Raw genomic sequence first — 20,119 nt, forward strand, 5'->3', positions numbered from 1 at the left:
GCGAGCGCCGCCGGGGCCCACCGTGGCAGCGCGCCCGCCCGCAGGCGCGACGACCGCTCGGGCGCGCACCGGAACGCGGACGCCACACCCACCGGCGCCGCCACCGCGGCGAGCGGCACCGTCATCGCGCACGGCAAGAGCGCCGCGAGGCCCAGCGCCACCATCGCCCCGATCTCCGCAGGCCTCCACGACCGCCCGAGCAGGAGCCCATGAACCCCCGCTGCCACCGCCACCGCCCCCACCCCTGCCAGCACTCCCTCCCCACGCGCCCACAAGAGCGCCCACGGCAGGTGCACGACGGCGAGGTGCCCTCCCGTGACCACCAGGAAGAGCGCCCGGTGCACCGGCAGCGCGCGCAGCGGAAAGGTCGCCGGCAGGTCCACCACCGCGCACGCCACGTGCAGGGTGAGCAGGAGCCACGCCGCGAGGAGCGACGCTGCCAGCAGCGGTGACGCCTTCGCCGCGCCGGTCACGGTGGAGGCCTGCAGCCCGTTCGGTGAGAACAGCACGGGCAGCACCAGGAACAGGCCCAGGTACAGAGGGATCGCGCTCGGCGCCGCCGCACGCGCCGCCGTGCTGGTTAGGACCCTGGCGAGAGCGAGGTGCGCCTTCACGCCGTCCCCCTCGGGCTCAGAACTTCTCCACGGCCGGCCGCACGTCGAGCTCCTGCGTCCACACCGAGGGAGGCTGCAGGTGGAGCTGCCAGTACGTCTCCGCGAGCGCCTCGGGGGAGAGCAGCGTCGACGGCTCCCGGCCCGGCATCGCCTCGCGCACCCGCGGCGTGTCGATCACCGCGTCGATGACCACGTGGGCCACGTGGATGCCGCGCGGACCCACCTCCCGGGCCAGTGACTGGGCGAGCGCCCGGAGACCGAACTTGCCCACCGCGACCCCCGCGAACCGCGCGCTCCCGCGGAGCGAGGCGGTCGCCCCGCTGAACAGCAGCGTGCCTCGCCCCTGCTCCAGCATGGCGGGCAGCACCTCCCGCGCGGCCAGGAAGCCTCCCAGGCAGTTCGCGCGCCAGGCCGAGGTGAAGGTCGCCGGAGCCAGCTCCAGGATGCCGCTCACCACGAACGCGCCGGCGTTGTAGACGAGCACCTCGGGCGCCCCGACATCCGTGCGCACCTTCGCGAAGGCTTCGGCCATCGACGCCTCGTCGCCAGCATCCGCGGGGATGACCGCAGCGCTGCCGCCCTCCTTCGCGATGTCCTCCTGCACCGCGCGCAGCGCCTCCTCGCCACGCGCCAGCAGCGCCACCGCGTAGCCCTCGCGCGCGAAGCGCCTCGCCACACAGGCCCCGAGCCCCGGCCCCACGCCCACCACCGCTGCCACCCTCGTCGTCATGGCCGGCAGGATGGCCCCAGGCAGGTCAGGACGCCATCGTCCCCCGCCTTGCCGGGGGCACGCCCCGGCCCCCCGGCCCTCCATGCCCGACGAGCCGCCCTGCGCCACCGCTTCCAGGGTTCGCGTCCCGGCGCCCCCTTGCACGGCTGAATCTCGCCGAAAGATCATACATTTCGGCCACTTGCGGCGCATGCCGGGTTCCTCATCCATCGCATGAACCATGGCGTTCAAGCGCTCCCCCAGGGGCGAGTCCACAAGTTCAAGTCGATGGATCTTCTTCAGTTTTCTGGCGGCCTGTGGACGCGGCGCGTCGCTCCATTCAATGGATTGAACCTGCCGTCTCCCTGCCTTTGCGTTCAGCGGCCCGGCGCCCTTTCGGTGCCCCTCGAAGCCAGACCCAAGGATGCACGCCAACCCATCGGAATCATGAGATTTCTGATCCGCACCCGGTTCTTTGCGTCACGATGGCTTGCGAGGTTGCAACCCAGCCGCTCGCATGACCCCGCGGAAGCACCGCGCCCGAGGACCGTCGCCCGGGGCCGGTGCCTTCGTCAATTAACCGGCGTCACGCATCGCGCGATGGATCGTCCTCGCCCTCCGCGCTGTCGTCGTCCCCATCCCACGCGCCGGGCACGGCCTGGGCGATCAGGATCGATCCCCCAAACACGAACACCCACCGCAGCGCAGGCATGCCGGGGAACAGATCGAGGGCCTGAGCGATCTGCGTGCCGATCCGCAGGAGGTTGCCGTTGCCCCCGGTGAGGCCCACGGCGAGGACACCGCCGTAGAGGAAGGCTGCGCCGGAGACCCTGAGCGGCATGCCCTCCTGCTGGTACGAGGCCGGATAGGTCACCAACGACACCGCGCGGAACGGGGCGACCTCGAACACCTCCGCGCGGGACGAGGACACCATCGCCACGTGCGCGCCGTCCGGCGATCGCACCAGCGCGTCGCCCGGCATGCCGGTGTGCACCACGTCCCAGGCGCGCACGGCAGCGTCGAACCGCAGCACCGCGCGCTGCCCGAGCGCGAACCAGGTGTCCCCTTCGATCCACGCCACCGCGTGCACCTCCTCGGGGGGCTCCGGCAGCAGCTCCACCGTGCCCTCTGCCGGCATCACCAGCGCGGCGCGCCGCTGCTCCCCGGTCACGAGCAGCCGTCGCCCCACCCCGTCGAACGCGGCGGCGAGCGGCGCCTCGAACGGCAGCTCCGCGGGAGCCCCCACGCCCACGATCCAGATCGCCGTGGCCGTCAGCACCGCCCACAGGCCCGACGCCGACACCGCCAGCGAGCGCGGCGCAGCTCCCACCGAGACCACCGCCTCGCCGAGGACGGGCGCCCCGGTGCGCACCTCCAGCGCGCGCAGCCTTCCCTCCGCGTCGATCACGGCCACCCGGCCATCGCCCACCCCGAGCGCCACCACCTCGGCCTCGCCCGTGTTGCGCCACAGGGGCGCGTCGTTCCGGTGCGCGCGCACGGTGGGGCCGTCGGCGACGACCACGATGCTCTCGCCTGGCTCCGCCGCCACCCGTGGCCGTGACACCGCGAAGGAGCCCGCGAGCGCCGTGGATGCCGGTCTCTCCGCGACAGCTACGGACACCTGCTTGGCCGCGCCGCTCGCGCGCTTGCGCTTGACCTTCGCGAGCACCTCGGCAGGCACCATGTGCAAGGTCGTTCGCGCGTGCGCCTGGTGGCCGACCACCAGGAACCCGGCATCGCTCCACGCCACGAAGCAGATCCCGCCGCGGGGGGGCAGGGCCTTCACCGGGACCCTCACCAGGGCGTCGTCGAGGGGGTCGTAGAGCGCGACGGTATCCCCCGAGTGCACGAGCAGGGTGCCATCGGGGCCCGGTCCGAGCTCCGAGATCGACATTCCTTTCAGGTGCTCTCGCGGCGGCGCGCCCCCGCGGTGCACCTCCCTCAGCGCGGAGCCCTCGTCCACGTAGAAGAAGCCGTCGCGGCCGGCCGGGACCGGCGTCCAGCTCGACCACCACGGCGCCCGGACACGGTGCTCGAAGGTGGACACGAACCTGCGCCCGTCCCACTCCAGACAGTGCCCGTCCCAGAGCAGCACGTCGCTGCCGTCGGCGAGCGCCACGGTGCGCATCGTGCACTTCGCGAGCCGGTCTCCCTCGGGCCTGCGGTAGGGAGGCACGCTGCGCTCCTCGACCCAGTCGTCGCCGTGCTGCAAGTACGGGTAGCAGCGGTCCCCCACGCCTGCGAACCGGGGCAGAAGGACCGCCCGCTCTCCGAGGTAGGCGACGCCGTCGACGGTGTTGACATGCGCGCGCTCGATGCCGCGCGCCACGTCATCGTAGGGCCGGAACGCTTCCTCCCAGGCGGGAGGCGGCACCGGCTCGGGCTCCTCCCGCTCGGGCAACGAGGCGCTGCCATTCGCGTAGGTGCGCAGGAAGAAGGTGTGCGGCGCCTCCTCGCCCACGTAGCCGTGCAGGAGCCAGCGCCCGCTCCGGCTGCGCGCGGCGCCGAGCAGACACCCGGGGAGGGCGTGCTCCATCAGCTCGGGTGGCCAGGACCGCAGGTCGGCGACGAGGGTCGCCCTGGCGTTGCTGTTCAAGGAGGAGGACGAGGAGAAGACCAGCTCGGCGCCTGATCGGCCGACGAGGCTCGGGTACCGCAGGGGCAGCGCGACGCGGGGAGGCATGGCGATGCCCACGTTACCGGGTGATGGGCCGCTTGCCTTCTGGTTGTGCAGGTCGGCAAGCAGGTAGCATCCCCTCACCCCCATGTTCCTCTCCGACGAGCGCGTCACTCAGGGAAGCCTGCGAACCTCTGCTGGCGCTCCCCTTCCCCTGGAACACACCGACGTGAAGGCGCACCTCGCCGGCCCGGTGGCCCGGGTGGAGGTGAAGCAGGTCTTCCGGAACGACACCGGTCAGGCCATCGACGCGGTGTACCTCTTCCCGCTGCCCCACGGCGCCTCGGTTTACGCGATGCGCTTCCGCATCGGCGCGCGCGTGGTCGAGGCGGTGGTGAAGGAGAAGGAGGAGGCGCGGCGCACCTACGAGGCGGCGCGGCGGGAAGGCCGGAGCGCGACCCTGCTGGAGCAGGATCGCCCCAACCTGTTCACGCTCTCGGTGGCCAACATCCCCGAAGGCGAGGCTATCGAGGTGGAGCTTGCGTACCAGGAGCGGCTCGCCTTCGACGAGGGCGAGTTCCGCTTCGTTTTCCCCATGGTCACCGCCGATCGCTACCACCCCTGCGCGCCCACGGGCTCGGGCGCGCAGGGGCCTGGCGCGACGCCGATCGAGCAGGCGCCGGACGCTACGCGCATCCGCCCGCCCCGCGCCGCCACCGGGCAGCGCGCCGCGGACATCGCCGTGGAGGTGGAGATCCACGCCGACGCCTCGGCCGAACCGCCGCGTTCCCCTTCGCACCGCATCGACCTCACGCTCCGCGGGCCGGGGAGGTTCCACGCGCGGCTGCACGAGGCGGACAGCCTCCCGAACCGCGACTTCGTGCTGGCCTACGCCGCGGCGGCCCACGGCATCCGGCCGAAGGCGTACTTCGAACGGAAGCCGGATCGCGTGGGCACCTTCCTCCTCGTGGTCACGCCCCCCGTGGCGCTCCCCGAGGAGCCCCCCTCCGCCGAGCGGGACGCGCAGGGCGCCACGGCGCTCCGCTGCACGAACTGCGGCGGCGCGCTCCGTGATCCCGAGGCTGTGCGCGACTACCCCGACCTCGGCAAGGCGTTCCGCTGCGCCTACTGCGGCGTCGTGGTCGCCGTCAGCCGCGAGGGCGCCACGGTGGGGCTGCCCCGCGACGTGATCATCCTCGTCGACCGCTCCTGCTCCATGCGCGGCGGCAGCATCCCCCAGGCGCGCCGCGCGGTGCGGATGATCCTCGACCACCTGGACCCGCGGGACGCCGTGCAGTGCTTCGCCTTCGACCACGAGCGCATCGCCGCCGACGGGCGTGGCTCGGACTACCTGCCGCTCGACCCGACCACCCTCGCCAGCATCGACGCCTTGCTCGGCGCGTCCCCGGCGCGCGGCGGTACCGAGCTGGAGGAAGCTTTGCAGCGCGCCGCCGAGCTGCCGGTGCGCCCGGGCAGGACGCGGCTCGTGGTGCTGATCACCGACGCCGCGCTGGGCAACGAGGGACGGCTGCTCCGACGGGCGCCCGAGATCCTCGGCGCCGCGACGCGGCTCTACGTGCTCGGCCTCGGCCCGGCGGTGAACCGCTACCTGGTCGAGCGCCTGGCGCGCGCGGGCGGCGGCGCGAGCGACGTGCTCCTGCCGGACGAGGACGTGGAGACGGTGGTCCCCCGCTTTGCACGCCGGGTACGGCAGGCAGGCCCGGTACTCCGCAAGATCCGGCTCGCCTGGGAGCACGCGGTGCCGCTCGACGTGTACCCGAACCCCATCCCCGAGCTGTTCGGTGGACAGACGGTGCAGCTCCTCGGCCGCTTCAGCGGCGAGGGCAAGAGCCGGCTGGTGCTCACCGGCGAGCTGGCCACGGGCGCGCCCTTCCGGCAGGAGATCGACGTCACCCTGCCCGAGGTGGCGGAGGACATCCCGGGGCTCGACAGGCTGTGGGCGCGGCTGCGCATCGACGCGCGCCTCGCGCGCCTGGAGGAGGCGCCGGGCGAGGCCGCGGAGGTGCGCCTCGAAGTGCTGTCGCTCGCGCTGAAGCACGCGCTCCTCAGCCCGTACACCGCGCTCGTCGCCGAGGACAGCGAGCGGCGGGTGAAGGCACCAGCGCCCCCCGCGGAAGGGGCTGCGCGCGAGGCAAAAGAGGACGGGCGAGCCGAGGACGCGGAGAAGAGCGCGCGGGGCGGCGAAGAGCGGATGCGGAGGGCGAAGAAGATCGCGACCTGGGACGAAGCGGAGGGGGGAGCGTCGTCAGGCGCCATGCCCATCGCGGCCCTAGAGCTGCACGAAGTGCGCGACGACTCCCTCGCGGACGAGCCCTCGCCGGACATCGGGGGCCATGCACCGCCGCCACCTCCAGCCATGGCTGCGCCATCACGGCCAGGCATGGCCGCGCCGCCACCTCCAGCCCTGCGCGCTCCACCACCGCCCCTCGCCGCAGCACCTCTTCCTGCGGCAGCACCGGCAAGGGCGCGCCTCTCCATGCCTCTCCCGTCCGCCCCTCCCGCGCCCTCGCCCGCGCTCCCCTCGCCCGAGCCTCCCGCGCCGCCGAGCCCCGCGTTCGGCGCCGCCGGCCTCAGCGCGCCGCTCCGCGAGAAAGGTGGCGGCGGCCTGCTCTCCAAGGTGAAGAGCTTCTTCACCGGGAGCAAGGAAGACGACGACGACGAGGTAAGCGGGTCGGGGATGGACTTCATGGCCGCCGAGGAGTCGTCGCTCAGGAAGCCTGCGTCTCCCTCGGCGGTTCCTCCCCTGCCTCGCGCGGCGACTTCAAAAGGACGGGCGAGGCAGCAGGTGCCGGGCACGGAGGCGTACACCCGCGAGATGCTGAAAGACGCCGCGGACCGCGCGATCGGCGAGCTGGATCTCGTCTTCCTCGTCGACGAGACCGGGAGCATGGGCGACCAGATCGAGCAGGTGAAGGTGCACCTCCTCGAGCTGATCGAGGCCCTGAAGGCGGCGCCGCTCTGCCGGAGCTTGCGGCTCGGCCTAGTGAGCTACCGGGATCATCCTCCCCAGGAGCGCACCTTCGTCAGCCGCACCGTCCCGCTCACCGAGGACATCGCGTCCATCCAGCAAGGCGTGCAGCGGATGGAAGCGTCCGGCGGCGGCGACGGGCCCGAAGCGGTCACCGACGGCCTCTTCGATCTGGTCCGGCTCGGGTGGCGCCCGCGCGCCGCGCGGGTGGTGGTGTGGGTGGGCGACGCGCCGCCCCACGGCGTCGTGCCCGAGGGCGACGGCTTCCCGGGGGGCTGCCCCTGCGGCCACCACTGGTACACCCAGGCCGAGAGCTGCCGGGAGATGGGCATCGTCGTCCACGCCGTGGGCTGCTTGCCCAACCTCGCGCACTACGTGGGCGCGGTGGAGGTGTTCAAGACCGTGGCCAGCACGACCCGCGGCCTCTACCTGCCGCTCACCGAGGCCGGCCTGCTCATCCCGCTGATCCTCAGCGTCGCCGAGACCGAGCTGGACAAGCAGCGCATCGAGGAGCACATCGCCGACATCCTCGCCCGGCACGAGGAGGCGCTCCGGCTGGCCGACGAGCAGGAACGGGTCCGCTTCGTGACCGACGTGCTCCGCGACCAGAACGTGCGCCCCCGCAGCGCGAGCTACGGTCTGGAACTCGCGAAGGTCTCCCCCCAGCGCTTCCGCGAGATCGCCGCGGCCGACGTGGCAGGAGGCCTCGACCAGCTCCGGCGCCTCGGCCGCACCACCCTCTGAGCCGGGGGCGCCGGGGGGGCGCCAGGGACGCCCCAGACTCACCCGCGCCGCTCAGCGGACGCGGACCCGCAGAATCACCGGCTCCTTCAGCCGCTCCGGAGGAAGGTACTGACCGGTCTCGTCCTTCGACCGGAGCTGGCTGTTGGCGATGACGTAGGCCTCGGCGCCGACCAGCGCAGCCGTGGTCGGAATCTCGAACTCCGGGTGCTTCGACGCGAGCACTTTCACCGCGGTCACCCTCCCCGCGGCCGCATCGAGGGTCATCCGGGCGAGCCGCGGACTGCTCCCCATGTTCTGCACCGCGATGAAATCGGTGCCGTCCATGGAGAGGCCGTCGATCCCTCCGATCGTCACGCCTGGCGACGGCTGCAGGCGCCGATGCGCTCCGCTTTCGGGATCGACGCTCCAGATCCCTGCAGCGTCGGCGACGTAGAGCGTGCGCCCCGCAGCATCGAGCGCGATGCCGTTCGGGTACACCATGCTCCCCGCGGGAATGAACGGCTCCAGCGCGGTCGCGCCGGGCTTGAGCCGGAAGACGCCACCCCCCTCGCTGTCAGTCACGAACACCGTCCCGTCTCCCGTGACGGCCAGGTCGTTGAGCAGGTGACGTCCTCCATCCGGCAGCGCGTAGGACCCGAGGAGCGCGCCATTCGCGAGCGCGAACCGATAGATGGCCCGAGGCGCGGGCGGCTGCCCGTCTTTCGTCTTGTCGGCAGCCACCCAGAGCACATCGCGCCCGGGATCCACGCGCAGTCCGAGCACGCGACCCATGCCGCCCGCCGCCGGAGCGATGACCTCGGACACCCCTCCGCCGGGCCGGATGCGGATGATCTTGCGCTTCTTGAGGCTCCCGAGGAGCAGCTCCTTCCGCTTCGAATCGTACGCGATACCCTCGGGGATGAGATCCCGCTCCGCCAGACGAAAGGCGACGGGCGCGTCGGCGACGGTGGTCACCCTGCCGTTCAGCGTGCGCGCGAGGTCCTGGTAGCGTGGCTCCGCCGCGACCATCTTGAAATCGCTGTCGTCGAGCCCGAGGTCCCAGGAGGAGCGCGCCAGCGCATCCAGCCACTGGTAAACCGCGTCGCGGTCCCCCGCCTCGCCCTTGAAGTAGGCGAGCAGGTACATGACCGTGCCGTCCTGCGGCATCGCCGCGTGGAGCTGCTCGAGCCCCTTGAGGGGACTGTCGGGGGGCGCGGGCGCGGCCGCCGGGGCTGCCGAGACCATGGCCGACGGTCCTGCCGAAGGCGCAGGTGACGCCGTCGGCGCAGAGCGCGCGGGCGTCGTCGCCGACGGCGTCGCGAGCGTCGCGGGCGTCGCGGCCGGCGCCGACGGGACCGGGGAAGGCGCTCCGGAAGCGCAGGCAAGGTGGACCAGCAAGAGCAGGAGCGCAGGGACGTGACGGAGCACCGTCACTTGTCGTCGCGGAGCGCGTCCCCCCGGGGAACGACCACCGCGAAGAGATCCCCGACCGCGGCGAGCGCGGCCTCGTGTACCACCTGCGCGGGTACCACGCCGCCCGTGGGGCTCGGCAGCGCGCGAGAGGCCGTGGCGGAGGCGACGATGGTCGGGCGGTAGCCGAGGTTGAAGGCCACGCGCGCGGTCGAGTTCACGCACATGTGGGTCATGAAGCCGATGAGCACCAAGTCCTTCACCCCGAGCTTCGAGAGGCGCTCGTGGAGGTCCGTCTTCTCGAAGGAGCTCGGGTAGTGCTTGGTGATGACCGGCTCGTCGCCCTGCGCCGCGACGATGTCGGAGATCTGGCCGTTCTCGGCGCGGATGTCGAAGGCCGATCCAGCCCCGAAGTCGTGAATGATGTGGATGACCGGCGCGCCAAGCGCGCGGGCCCGATCGAGCAGGCGCCGCGCCTCGACGAGCGCCGCCTCCACGCCCTCGAGCTGCATCACGCCGGAGCGGTAGGTGTTCTGGCAGTCGATCAGCACCAGCGCGGAGTCGCGGAGCGGCGCGGGCTGGGCAGGGAAGCTGTTCAGGGAGCGGAGCGTGTGGAGATCGGCCATGGTCGCTGTCCTTTCGCGGGCGGGCCTGCGGCGAGCTGCAAGCGCGCGTCAGAGGCTGGTACCTACACCACCGGGCCTCCGACTGTTCCGAAAGGTGGTCGCGCCGGGTCAGCGAAGCTCCTGGCGAGGATCACCGCTCTCGTGGCCTTGCAGCGTGAGCGGCTCGGGGCCTATGCACCTCGCCTCCCAGAGGCGCAGAGGGTCGCTTTGGGAGCCTGGCCGCGCCCTCGAGGCCGCGGCGTTCAACGCAGGAGGGTTCCGATGTTCAAGAAGGTGGCGTTCACGATGTACCCCGTGAAGGATGCGACGAGGGCGAGGGCGTTCTACGAGGAGACGCTGGGGCTCACCCGGGGCAGCGGCTCGTCGAACGGGGTATGGACCGAGTACGACCTGCCGGGCGGCGGGTGTCTGGCGCTGTTCGCGGGCGAGGACGTCCAGCCGAGCGCCGACGCCGGGGCGAGCGTCGCGCTGGAGGTCGACGACCTCGACGCCCTGATCGCCCGGCTCAAGTCTGCGGGCGTGCAGTTCAAGGCCGAGATGATCCCCTCGCCCGTGTGCAGGATGGCCATCATGCTCGACTCCGAGGGCAACGCGCTCATCCTGCACGAGCTCAAGAAGCGCTGATCCCTTTCGCGGGCGCACCCCTGAGCGGCGGGCGGCGCCTGGCCATGAAGTCGGTCACCGGCTTCAGCTCCAGCGCGAGCTTCGGGTTCTGCTCCGCCATCCTCGTCAGCACCCTGTAATAGCCGAAGAACGCTTCCCACATCTCCGACTCCGCCTGCGCCTGCGTGTGCTCCGCGAGCGCCAGCCCGGACCGGAACAGGTCCGACAGCGGGTGCAGCCGGGTGCGCAGATCGAGGTCGTTCATCATCCCGGCGAGCGGGATGTCCTGCAGCGCGAGGCCATGCTTCACCGCCAGATCGTGCACCCGCTGCACCATCGGATCCGCCTCTAGGCGGGCATTGAGGAGCCGCCTGCGCTCCTCCGACGTGAGAATGACGCCGAACGCCTGTAGTTGCGTGACGACGTGGCCGAGCTGCGTGACGAGCGCAGCCAGCGCGGCGGCCGTGGGCGCGTTGTCCCCGACTCGGTTGGTGACCATGAGGTGTTGCCCTCCCCGGGGCATGGCTGCGTCTCGCGACATGCGACTCGCGCCGGGCGCCCAATCTAGGGGGGCGCACCACGACTTCAAGGAGAATGACCACCACGCGCCATCTTCCAGGACCATCGGAACGACGACCCAGGAAGGCGGCGTGGGCAGAGGTGCGATCGTGGCGGTGGCATGGCGAGGGTGTGGGGTGCTCCTGGCGGCGTGAAAAGGCGGTCACCGCCGGGAAATGAACGTGCCATCGCCAGGAGAAGGCATGGAGGACCACACCCGGAGGCGCCTTCACTGAACGGGCTTGGAGTTCGCGACCCCCATGGTCGGGGTCCGGGACCCCAACCATTGGGGTCCGGGACGTGGAGGGTTGGGGTCCGCGATGCCAACGGTCGGAGTCGGCGATGCCAAGGGTCCCCCCGCCGCACCCGTCGCGTCCCTGAGCGGACGCCAGCGCCTGCAGCACGGACACGCGCCGTTGCCATGCGCATAACGTCCCCGGAACGTGCGGTTCCGAGGGGCTACCTTGGAAACCACCATCAGGTCGCCCAGGATGTCGTCGTTGAAGATGGTGCGGTACCCGTGATCTTGTTGGAGCTGGGGGGAAGGCTGGGGACATGGCGTGCTCGCGAGCACGGCGAGATCGGTTCCATCGTGGTTGGCACGCATCACCGATCTGATCGTGGTCCAGTAGACGCCATCCGCGTCCACGGCCAGGTTCCGCACAGCCGAGTTGAAGACGCTGAACTCCTCACCGGTGAGGTCGGCCAGGATCACCGCTTCACCGCTCGTGAGCCCGATGGCGCGCAGGGAGCGCTCGGAAGGGGTCGCGTGGAGCCAGTACAGCTTCTGGGTCGCGGTATCGGCGACCATTCGGGGGCTCCACCCTGGCGCGACACGCGCAGGATCCTGCCGTTGTTGAGGCCAGTCGGATTCTCGGACCAGTAGACGAACGCGTCGTCGACCAGGAGGTCTTCTACCCCGTCGAGACCCGGAACGAGGACCACGGGGGTCGCGTTGCTCTCCGGGTCGGGGCAGTCGGGAGCCTAGGTGGCTTCGCACGACAGGGGCTCCTCACCGCCGCCGGCACCTCCAGCGCCTCCCAGGCCGCCAGCGCCTCCCGTGCCGTCGACGCCGCCAGCACCGCCGTTGCCCCCGCTACCGGCTGGCTCCTCCCCGCCAGCGCCGCCAGAGCTGGTGGGCTGACCACCCGTCGGCTAGTCGGGCTCAGGATCCGAGCTGCATCCGGCCAGGAGGCACAGGAGCGCGAGGAACGACAGCGGTGATCGGTGCTGCAACGGGTTCGTCATGGAAGATCGGCTTCGGAAAGCGAGGGTGCCGTCTCCCGGTGACTGCAGCCGAACGTCCCCGCCCGAGGCGGGATGAGCAGCGCGCCAGCGCCGTCCGTTTCCACGCGGATTCCCCCGAGGGATCTGGCGCCTCTGCGAAAGGCGGTCGCGCCGGGTTGCCGCGCTAGGAACGCTTTGCAGCCCCGTGGTAGCGTCGGCCGTCCATGCTCGGAGATGCCTCCCGTTCCGTGGACGTGACCCCTGTCGGCCCTGTCGCTGCGACGTCCGTCGTGTGGCGAATGGGCGGGCAGCTCGCGGTCACGGTCATCGTCAAGGCCACCTTCGCGATGGTGCCCGACGCGGCGATGGAGCTCGCGGATCCCGATCCCATCGTCACCGCCGAGATCCACCACGCCGGCAGCCCTGCCCGGAGCATCCGCGCGGCGAGCGATCTCGCGCCGTTCCTGCCCCGGGCCGACGTGATGCTGATCGGACACGCCCACGCGCCGGAGGGGCGCGCGGTGACGCGGCAGGTGGTGCGGCTGGCGGTGTACCGGGAGAAGACGCTGCTCGGCAAGACGCTGTACGTGTACGGCGATCGGATGGGCGGCGAGCCCGTGCCCTTCCAGGCGATGCCGCTCGTGTACGAGCGCGCGTTCGGGGGGATCGGGTGGAGCGACAACCCGCTGGGGACGGGGAGCGCGGCGGAAGGGCTCGCAGCGAGGGCGCCGAACATCGAGGTGCCGCGGCGGCCCGGGGTGACGGGCGGGTTCGGGCCCGTGTCGCGGGGGTGGCCGGCGCGCCGGAAGCTCGCGGGCGGCATCGATCGACGGGCGCTCGACGCGCCGTTGATCGAGCTGCCCACGACCTTCGACTGGACGTACTTCCAGGCGGCGCCGCCGGACCAGCGCGTCGAGCACCTCGCCGGGGACGAGTGGGTCGAGCTGGAAGGGATGCACCCGGACTTGCCGAACGTGCAGTCGTGCCTCCCGGGCGCCCACGCCGAGGCGCGGGTCACCGTGGCAGGACAGCCCTGGGGCGGGAACGTGGTGTTCCGCGCCGACACGCTGCGCATCGACGCGGACACCGGGCGGTGCGCGCTGGTGTGGCGCGCGGTGCTGCCGCTCAGGACCGAGGAGGAGCTGGCGGCGCTGCGGGTCGTGGTGGGGGTGGCGATGCGGGACAGGCCCGTGGCGTGGCCCGGGGAGCCCGCGCGCGCAGCGTCGCCCCTCCCGGAGGGGCGCCGGGCACGCGAGGGGACGGTGGTGATGTCCCTCGCCGGGGATCTCGCCGCTGCCGGGCAGATCTTCGAGGGCGGCGGCACGGAGGATCTGCCCGCTCCACGGCCTGACCCCACGGTGCACCTGCCGCCCGTGATCGGCCTCGACACGCCGGATACGACCGTGGACGTGATGCCCGGCCGAGCGCCGGTGGCGCCGATCCCGTTCCGCCCTGCGGCGCCTTCGGCCGGGCCTGTGCCCACGTCGGCGGGAGCCTCGCAGGGCGCGGCGCTGCTGCCCGGGGCTCCCTGGTCCGGGGTGCCCGTCGTGCAGCACGCGCCGACGGGCTCGGCGCCGCTGGAGCTCGATGGATCGGAGCAGACGGTGACGTACACGCCGCACGAGATCGCGGCGCTGCCGCCGGCACCTCCCGTGTGGGGACGGCCTGCTGCGCCGCGTCGCGCCCCCGGTCAGGCTGCGTGGATGCCCGAGGCCTCCGCGGGGCCCGCGCCAGCGCCTCCTCCCCCGGCGGCGCCCCCCGCCGCCCGCACCATGGCCGGTGGGCTCGCCCCGGCCGCCCCGCTGGGGTCCCCAGTGCCCGCCGCACCTCCCCCCGCCACGGCAGGCCGCACCCGGGGAGCAGGGCTCGTCCCCGCGCACACGACGGCTTCCACGCCGCCGCCGCTGCCGCCACCTCCCCCACCACCTCCGCCTCCCCTCGCGACAGCGCCTGCACAGCCGCCTCCGCCGCCTGTCCACCCAGGGCGCACCATGGCCGGTGGGCTCACCCCGAGCCCTCCGCTGGCGCCCCTCGCGCCCGTGGCGCCCCCCCCGGGAGCCGCGGGCCGCACTGCGAGCGCGGGGCTCGCGCCAGGCGCCACCGCGAGCGCGGGGCTCGCGCCAGGTGCCACCGCGAGCGCGGGGCTCGCGCCAGGTGCCACCGCGAGCGCCGGCCTGACACCCAGCGCCACCGCGAGCGCGGGGCTCGCGCCAGGCGTCGACGAGGCGCCGGCGCCCGCGGAGACGCTCCGGGAGCAGGTGCAGACGCGGCTCCGCGAGGGGCTCTCGCTCGACTGGCTGGACCTCGCCGGCGCCGATCTCTCGGGCGTCGACTTCAGCGGGAGCGCGCTCGCCGGGATGGACCTCTCCAAGGCGAACCTCGCCGGCTGCCGCTTCGTGGGCGCCAGGCTCGCAGGCGCGCAGCTCGCGGGCGCCAACCTGAAGGGTGCCATCCTCGACGAGGCGGACCTGACACGCGCGGATCTGACGGGGGCCCAGATGCACGAGGTGAGGGCGCGCAAGGCCGTCCTCGACGAGGCGGTGCTGGAGGGCGTGAGGGCCGAAGGCGCGCACCTCGTGGAGTGCTCGCTGCGCCACGCGCGGGCCGCGGGGTCGTCGTGGGACAAGGCGACGCTCGACGGATCGAGCTTCGAGGGGGTGGCGCTCGCGCAGGCGTCGTTCGCACGGGCCACCGCGGTCGGGGCGAACTTCTCGGGGGCGGTCCTCGTCGACGCGCGCCTCGGGAGGGCGCGGCTCCACGGCAGCTCGTTCGTGCGGGCGAACCTGATGCGGGCGAACCTGGAGGGCGCGGACCTGACCGACGCGGACCTGACGGACGCGAACCTGCACGCGGCCGAGACCTGGAAGGCGCGGATGCCACGTCCCAGGTCGGGGTGAGGTCCGGGCTGATCAGGCGCTGCCGAGGTCCCGGAGGGCGCACATGGCAGCGTTGTGGCCGGCACACCCGATGACGCTGCCGGCGGGGTGGGTCCCGGCGGAGGCCGAGTAGAGGCCGGCGATGGGCTGGCGGTAAGGCACCCGGTCGGCGAAGCCGAAGCGGTTGTCCACGTGGTGGATGTGACCGCGGTGGATGCCGATCTTCTCCTCGATACGCCGCGGGTGGAGGGCGTACATGTCGACCACGAGATCGCTGGTGCCGGGGGCGAAGCGGTCGCAGATGGACAGGAGGTGCTTCGCGTAGCGCGTCTCCTGCTCGTCCCAGGTGCCCTCCTTGAGGGTGTAGGGCACCCACTGCACGAAGAGGGCCGCGTTGTGGTGGCCCTCGGCGTCGCGCATGGAAGGGTCGATGGCGGTGTGGATGTACCACTCGACCGTGGGGAACTCGGGGAGGCGGCCCTCCTGCACGGCGCGGTACGAGTCGAGGAGCGACTGGATGACGATGCTCTCGTCGGGCAGGAGGTGGATGGTCGGGCCGTACTGGCCGCGGTCCTCGGGCAGGCAGGTGAAGCGCGGGAGCCCGCGCAGGGCGAGGTTGAGCTTGAAGGTGGTGCCGTCCGTCTCCATCGCGTCGAGGCGCTGGTTGTAGTCGGCAGGGAAGCTCTCGGCGCCGCAGAGCTTGCGCATGCGGAAGGGGTCGGCGTTGACCATCACCACCCGGGCGCGGATCTCGTCGCCACGGTCGGTGACGACGCCGACGGCCGTGCCGCCCTCGACCAGGATCTTCTGCACGCCGGTGCGGGTCTCGATGGTGGCACCCGCGGCCTGGGCCGCCGCGGCGAAGCGGTGGGCGACGGTGCCCATCCCGCCCTCGCAGACCATCCAGGTGCCGTCGGAGCCAGGGAGGCGGCACATGTTGTGGACAAGGAAGTTCATGCCCGTGCCGGGGCTGTCCCAGGTGCCGTTCAGCCCGGAGAAGCCGTCGGTCGTGGCGTACATGGCCTTGATGAGATCGCTCTTGAAGTCGAAGCGCTCCAGGTAATCGCGCACCGGCTTGCGGCACAGGTCCACGAACACCTGGCGCAGCGCGGGGCGCACGAAGCGCTCGGCGGTCCCCTCGATGGTGAGCGGCTCCTGCATCCAGGTCGGGGCGACGTCCTCGCGGATCTGCGCGAGCTCCGCCTGCATCGCCTGGTTGGCGCGCCAGTCGGCCTCGGAGAAGAACGAGATGAACTGGTGCTGCATGGCCTCCTGGTCGGAGCCGAAGAGCAGGTAGCGGCCATCGGTGGTGGGCAGGAAGTAGTGGGGGTCGCGCCGCTTGAGCGGTAGCTCGACGCCGGTGATCTGCAGCAACTCGGGGGGCACCAGGCCGACCAGGTAGGAGGCCGAGGAGATCGCGAGCCCCGGTGCCTTGGCGAAGGGCCGCTCGGTGCGCGTGGCGCCGCCGATGACGTCCTTCTCCTCGAGCACGAGCACGCGCAGGCCACGCTTCGCCAGCATCAACGCGGCGACGAGTCCGTTGTGGCCCGCCCCCACGACGATCACGTCGGTGTTCTTCGTCATGGGCGCAAGGCTACCGAGTTCGGCTCCGGCGTGCATCCAGTCCGACGCGCGCTCCTGCACGCGCGCTCCTGCACGCGCTCCTGTAGCCACGGCCGCGCTCAGCCCCGGGCACCCCCGGGAAATCGCCGCGGGCGTCCAGAGGCATGACCTACACTCCGACCATGCTCGTGCCGTAAGGGATGCCCCGTGTGGGTGTCGCGCCCGCATGTACACGGGGGGAACTTCGCTGGACGGAGCCACGATGTCCTGGCCACCTCGCCTGCCGGGTCTCAAGATGAGGGAGGTGGCAGTCACCCCGATCGAGGCCGCGGGCCTCCGGGAGACGCCCGCAGCGGGAGGGGAGAACGCGATGAGCCGGATGATGGAAGAGCCCCGCCTCGTCGGCACCCACAGCATCTCGTTCGAGCCCCCCTCCCTCGCCGTGGTGCGGCTCCGGGGTCCCATGTCCGAGGCCGACATCCGCGGCCTGCGCGAGGTGATGAACGGTGGCGCGAAGGGCCACACCCACCGGCTCTTCCTGCTGGATCTCAGCGAGGCCGGGCAGCCCTCGCCGGAGGCCCGACGCTACATGGTGCATGGACCGCTGAAGACGCCTTACCGGGGCATGGCGCTGTTCCACGGCAGCTTCCACACCCGCACCATGGCCAAGCTGATGATGGCGGGGCTCAGCGTGCTGGCCAGGCTGCGGGACAACCCCGTGGCGCTCTTCGGTTCGGAGGCCGAGGCGCGCGCCTGGCTCCTGGAGCGCCACCGGAAGATCACCCGCGAGGCCAGGGTCGAAGCGCAGAGCGCCTGACCCGGCGGCTCACCAGCCGACGACGTCCTGGATGGCAGCGACCACCTTCTCCGCCATCTTCTCGTGGGTGGTGATGCTTGGGTGGTAATCGCAGCCCAGGCCATCGGCGGGGTCCTGCTCGTCGAGCTCGACGAGGCCGATGCGGGTGTCTCCGGCCTGCTGCCGGGCGTCGATGGCCCCCTGGATGTACTCCCGCGCGCGGGTCAGGCGCATCTCGCCGGCCGGGAAGCTGTCGCTCAGCATCGGTCCGAGCGCGCAGAGGATGAACGCGTCGGGGTAGTGCCCGCGCAGATCCTCCACGAACCCCGTGTAGGCATCCGCGAAAGGCTGCCCCGGGTCTCCCTGGGCGAAGTCGTTGGTCCCGAGGTTCACCACCACCACCTCGGGCGTCCAGGAGAAGTCCCAGGTGCTCGTCGGATCGTCGCCGAGGGTGCGGGTGAAGCGGACGGGCATCTGGTCCTCGGTGCTCCCGCCATAATCACGGTAGGCCCCGATGCCCGACCACGCGATGCTGGTGTGCGCCGCGTCGAGCGCGCGGGCGGCGATCGCGCCGTACGCCATGTACTCGTTCTCGGTCTCCGAGGAGAACGGGCAGGTCGCCTCGGCGCCCTCGTTGCCGTAGCCGCAGGTGATAGAGTCCCCCACGAACTCGATGCCACGCGCGTGGGGCGCGGGAGAAGCGAGGATCTGTCCCTCGGTCGGGGCGAGATCGAGGAGTTGCACGACGCCGAGCGCGGCCTCGGTGCGCTTCTCGATGAGCACCGTGTGCTCCCCCGCGGGCAGCCCCTCGGCCAGGGTGTAGGTGCTGTCGGGCCCCATCAGCCGCAGGGCCGTCGGCGGGCCGTCGTCGATGACCACCGCGAGGAAGTTGTCCCCCGAGTCGCCGAGGCGGGCCTTGAGGCCGGTCCCCGAGAAGCGGGCGTAGATCGCGCTCCCGGACCAGGAGAAGCGCGGCCCCGCGGGATCGGAGGTGTCGAAGCGGCCGATGAAGTGCGCCTCCCCAGGCACGCCCCCGCCGCTTCCCCCACCGCCGCTCCCCCCGTCGCCGCTGCCGGCGCCGCTGCCGCTCCCCGAGGAGCTGCTGTCACCATCACCCGAAGAGCTGCACGCAGCGGCGAGCAGCGCGAAGGTCCCGATCAGCGTCCATCGCATGGACGCGATTCTAGCAGAGATCTGCGGGAGGTCAGTGCGGCGCCGTCGCTTCGGAGGCGGGCGGGGTGGGGGTGGTGGACGTGGTGGGCGGGGCGGACGTGGTGGCAGCAAGCACGCGCTCGGTGCGCGGGAAGAACAGGCTCGCGAGGAAGGCCACGGCGGCAAAGGCGCTGATGATCCAGAAGTTCGTCGTCAACCCGGTCTCCAGCGCGCCGCTCAGGGTCCGCAGCATCTCCGGGGGCAAGCTGCGGCCGTGCTCGGGGCCGAGCAGCTCGTTCGCGGCGGAGACGGGGATGCTCGGGTCGCGGAGGAGCTGCAAGGCGAGCACGCCGCCCATCACGCCGACGCCGAGCGCGCCGCCGATGGTGCGGAAGAACATGGTGTTCGCGGTGGCCACGCCGCGCAGCTCCCAGCCCACGCTGGTCTGCACCGCGACCATCGTGGCCGTCGAGGAGAACCCCATGCCGATGCCGAAGAGCCCCATCCCGATCTGCGGCACCAGCATGCTGGTGCCCGGCCGGAGGAGGAGCGCCATCAGCACCGAGCCGACCACGGACAGGCCGAAGCCGCCGACGATGATGGGGCGGTAGCCCACCCGGAGCAGGAGGCGCCCGGCCGCGAGGCTCGACAGGGGCCAGCCCACGATCATCGGGGTGATGATGCCCCCGGCGAGCGTCGGCGAGCCGCCCAGCACCCCCTGGACGTAGAGGGGAACGTAGGTGGTGGCGCCGAACATCGCCGCGGAGACGAGCGCGCCCGCGGAGGCCGAGATGGCGATGGAGGGAATCTTGAAGAGGGACATGGGCAGCAGGGGGTCGGAGACCCTGCGCTCCACGAAGACGAAGGCCACCAGCAGGAGCAGCGCCACCGGCAGCCACACCATCCCCTTGCCGGTCCCCTGCACGCCGAAGAGGAGCGCCACGACGCCGGCCGAGAGCAGCAAGGCCCCCACGATGTCGAGCCGCTGGGGCTTGCGCTGCACGTTCTCGTGGAACGACGTGAAGAGCACCGCTGCGGCGCCGAGGCCCACCGGCAGGTTGATGAAGAAGACCCAGTGCCAGCTCAGGTACTTCACGAGCAGCCCACCGGTGAGCGGCCCGAGCAGCCCCGCGATGCCCCACACGGCGCTGAACACCCCCTGCACCCTGGCGCGCTCCGCCGGGGTGTACAGGTCACCGATGACGGTGACCGCCATGGGCTGCATCGCGCCCGCGCCGAGGCCCTGCAGGGCCCTGAAGGCGATGAGCATCTCCATCGAGGACGACACCCCGCACGCCATCGATCCCACGAGGAACAGCCCGATGCCGAAGAGCAGGACGGGCTTGCGGCCGTGCAGATCGGAGAGCTTCCCGTAGATGGGGACGGTGATGGTCGACGAGAGCATGTAGGCGGTGAAGACCCAGGCGTAGTTCTGGATCCCCCCGAGGTCGCTGACGATGCGTGGCATCGCGGTGGAGACAACCGTCATCTCCAGGGCGGCCATGAACATGCTCAGCGCCAGGGCGAAGGTGGTCAGCGGGCGGTTCGTGGTGCTCATGAGGAGGCGTGAAGGGAAGCGTGAACGGTGGCGTGAACGGAGACGGAACGCGACATGAAGGCGGCGAGAGTGCCCCGCTTGCGCGCGGAGTGCCAGTC

14 protein-coding genes and 1 pseudogene are annotated in these 20,119 nt (G+C 72.0%); 5 read left to right on the forward strand and 10 right to left on the reverse strand.

Going from position 1 to position 20,119, the window contains the following annotated elements:
• From CAP_RS40445 to CAP_RS40455, 3 genes and pseudogenes are all read right to left on the reverse strand, one after another.
• A pseudogene (locus tag CAP_RS40445) lies at positions 1-614 on the reverse strand (hypothetical protein); the annotation flags it as partial.
• A gap of 16 nt (positions 615-630) precedes the next feature.
• Complete coding sequence (locus CAP_RS40450; RefSeq protein ID WP_044251064.1) at positions 631-1,344, reverse strand: SDR family NAD(P)-dependent oxidoreductase; 714 nt, start codon at positions 1,342-1,344, stop codon at positions 631-633.
• 565 nt (positions 1,345-1,909) lie between these two features.
• Positions 1,910-4,090, reverse strand: a complete 2,181-nt coding sequence (locus CAP_RS40455; RefSeq protein ID WP_156041592.1) for a hypothetical protein — start codon at positions 4,088-4,090, stop codon at positions 1,910-1,912.
• Between CAP_RS40455 and CAP_RS40460 the strand changes: the two genes are divergently transcribed.
• Entirely contained in the window at positions 4,089-7,673 is a 3,585-nt protein-coding gene (locus CAP_RS40460; RefSeq protein WP_044251069.1) for a VIT and vWA domain-containing protein, read from the forward strand. The two genes, CAP_RS40455 and CAP_RS40460, sit on opposite strands and share 2 nt — an antisense overlap.
• Positions 7,674-7,724: 51 nt before the next feature.
• On the opposite strand, the gene CAP_RS40465 is transcribed toward CAP_RS40460, so the two are convergent.
• Entirely contained in the window at positions 7,725-8,897 is a 1,173-nt protein-coding gene (locus tag CAP_RS40465) for an SMP-30/gluconolactonase/LRE family protein (protein ID WP_052376815.1), read from the reverse strand.
• Here CAP_RS40465 and CAP_RS51570 point away from each other — a divergent pair.
• Complete coding sequence (locus tag CAP_RS51570) at positions 8,896-9,072, forward strand: hypothetical protein (protein ID WP_156041593.1); 177 nt, start codon at positions 8,896-8,898, stop codon at positions 9,070-9,072. The genes CAP_RS40465 and CAP_RS51570 overlap by 2 nt on opposite strands.
• A gap of 10 nt (positions 9,073-9,082) precedes the next feature.
• Here CAP_RS51570 and CAP_RS40470 read toward each other — a convergent pair whose 3' ends face one another.
• On the reverse strand, positions 9,083-9,688 hold the full coding sequence (locus CAP_RS40470) for a cysteine hydrolase family protein (RefSeq protein ID WP_044251070.1): 606 nt from the start codon (positions 9,686-9,688) through the stop codon (positions 9,083-9,085).
• 261 nt (positions 9,689-9,949) lie between these two features.
• Between CAP_RS40470 and CAP_RS40475 the strand changes: the two genes are divergently transcribed.
• Positions 9,950-10,312: a VOC family protein gene (locus tag CAP_RS40475; protein WP_044251073.1), complete on the forward strand. Its 363-nt coding sequence runs from the start codon at positions 9,950-9,952 to the stop codon at positions 10,310-10,312.
• On the opposite strand, the gene CAP_RS40480 is transcribed toward CAP_RS40475, so the two are convergent.
• Both CAP_RS40480 and CAP_RS40485 read right to left on the reverse strand, forming a co-directional pair.
• Positions 10,299-10,790 carry a hypothetical protein gene (locus CAP_RS40480; RefSeq protein WP_044251075.1) on the reverse strand — a complete coding sequence of 164 codons (492 nt, stop codon included), beginning with the start codon at positions 10,788-10,790 and terminating at the stop codon, positions 10,299-10,301. The two genes, CAP_RS40475 and CAP_RS40480, sit on opposite strands and share 14 nt — an antisense overlap.
• A gap of 288 nt (positions 10,791-11,078) precedes the next feature.
• Complete coding sequence (locus CAP_RS40485; RefSeq protein WP_044251078.1) at positions 11,079-11,660, reverse strand: hypothetical protein; 582 nt, start codon at positions 11,658-11,660, stop codon at positions 11,079-11,081.
• 640 nt (positions 11,661-12,300) lie between these two features.
• On the opposite strand from CAP_RS40485, the gene CAP_RS46690 reads away from it, so the two are divergent.
• Positions 12,301-14,973, forward strand: coding sequence for a DUF2169 family type VI secretion system accessory protein (locus tag CAP_RS46690; protein WP_081865774.1), 2,673 nt, complete (start codon positions 12,301-12,303; stop codon positions 14,971-14,973).
• 12 nt (positions 14,974-14,985) lie between these two features.
• Here CAP_RS46690 and CAP_RS40500 read toward each other — a convergent pair whose 3' ends face one another.
• Positions 14,986-16,536, reverse strand: a complete 1,551-nt coding sequence (locus CAP_RS40500; RefSeq protein WP_044251111.1) for a phytoene desaturase family protein — start codon at positions 16,534-16,536, stop codon at positions 14,986-14,988.
• A 283-nt stretch (positions 16,537-16,819) separates the two neighbouring features.
• Between CAP_RS40500 and CAP_RS46695 the strand changes: the two genes are divergently transcribed.
• A complete protein-coding gene (locus tag CAP_RS46695; RefSeq protein ID WP_156041594.1) occupies positions 16,820-17,332 on the forward strand; it encodes a SpoIIAA family protein in 513 nt (170 codons plus the stop codon).
• 9 nt (positions 17,333-17,341) lie between these two features.
• Here the strand turns inward: CAP_RS46695 and CAP_RS40510 are convergent, their stop codons facing one another.
• Together CAP_RS40510 and CAP_RS40515 are read right to left on the reverse strand one after the other, a co-directional pair.
• Complete coding sequence (locus CAP_RS40510; protein ID WP_044251081.1) at positions 17,342-18,484, reverse strand: SGNH/GDSL hydrolase family protein; 1,143 nt, start codon at positions 18,482-18,484, stop codon at positions 17,342-17,344.
• A 31-nt stretch (positions 18,485-18,515) separates the two neighbouring features.
• The gene (locus tag CAP_RS40515; RefSeq protein ID WP_044251084.1) at positions 18,516-20,021 is read right to left on the reverse strand and encodes an MDR family MFS transporter; all 1,506 of its coding nucleotides are present in this window, start codon (positions 20,019-20,021) and stop codon (positions 18,516-18,518) included.
• Between the last annotated feature and the right edge of the window lie 98 nt (positions 20,022-20,119).

It is taken from the genome of Chondromyces apiculatus DSM 436, assembly GCF_000601485.1.
Lineage (GTDB): Bacteria > Myxococcota_A > Polyangia > Polyangiales > Polyangiaceae > Chondromyces > Chondromyces apiculatus.

Bases quoted from the DNA above. Each gene is read 5' to 3' on its own strand.
- CAP_RS40450 (WP_044251064.1), bottom strand. From the start codon at position 1,344: ATGACGACGAGGGTGGCAGCGGTGGTGGGCGTGGGGCCGGGGCTCGGG.
- CAP_RS40460 (WP_044251069.1), top strand. From the start codon at position 4,089: ATGTTCCTCTCCGACGAGCGCGTCACTCAGGGAAGCCTGCGAACCTCT.
- CAP_RS40455 (WP_156041592.1), bottom strand. From the start codon at position 4,090: ATGGGGGTGAGGGGATGCTACCTGCTTGCCGACCTGCACAACCAGAAG.
- CAP_RS51570 (WP_156041593.1), top strand. From the start codon at position 8,896: ATGGCCGACGGTCCTGCCGAAGGCGCAGGTGACGCCGTCGGCGCAGAG.
- CAP_RS40465 (WP_052376815.1), bottom strand. From the start codon at position 8,897: ATGGTCTCGGCAGCCCCGGCGGCCGCGCCCGCGCCCCCCGACAGTCCC.
- CAP_RS40470 (WP_044251070.1), bottom strand. From the start codon at position 9,688: ATGGCCGATCTCCACACGCTCCGCTCCCTGAACAGCTTCCCTGCCCAG.
- CAP_RS40475 (WP_044251073.1), top strand. From the start codon at position 9,950: ATGTTCAAGAAGGTGGCGTTCACGATGTACCCCGTGAAGGATGCGACG.
- CAP_RS40480 (WP_044251075.1), bottom strand. From the start codon at position 10,790: ATGGTCACCAACCGAGTCGGGGACAACGCGCCCACGGCCGCCGCGCTG.
- CAP_RS40485 (WP_044251078.1), bottom strand. From the start codon at position 11,660: ATGGTCGCCGATACCGCGACCCAGAAGCTGTACTGGCTCCACGCGACC.
- CAP_RS46690 (WP_081865774.1), top strand. From the start codon at position 12,301: ATGCTCGGAGATGCCTCCCGTTCCGTGGACGTGACCCCTGTCGGCCCT.
- CAP_RS40500 (WP_044251111.1), bottom strand. From the start codon at position 16,536: ATGACGAAGAACACCGACGTGATCGTCGTGGGGGCGGGCCACAACGGA.
- CAP_RS40510 (WP_044251081.1), bottom strand. From the start codon at position 18,484: ATGCGATGGACGCTGATCGGGACCTTCGCGCTGCTCGCCGCTGCGTGC.
- CAP_RS40515 (WP_044251084.1), bottom strand. From the start codon at position 20,021: ATGAGCACCACGAACCGCCCGCTGACCACCTTCGCCCTGGCGCTGAGC.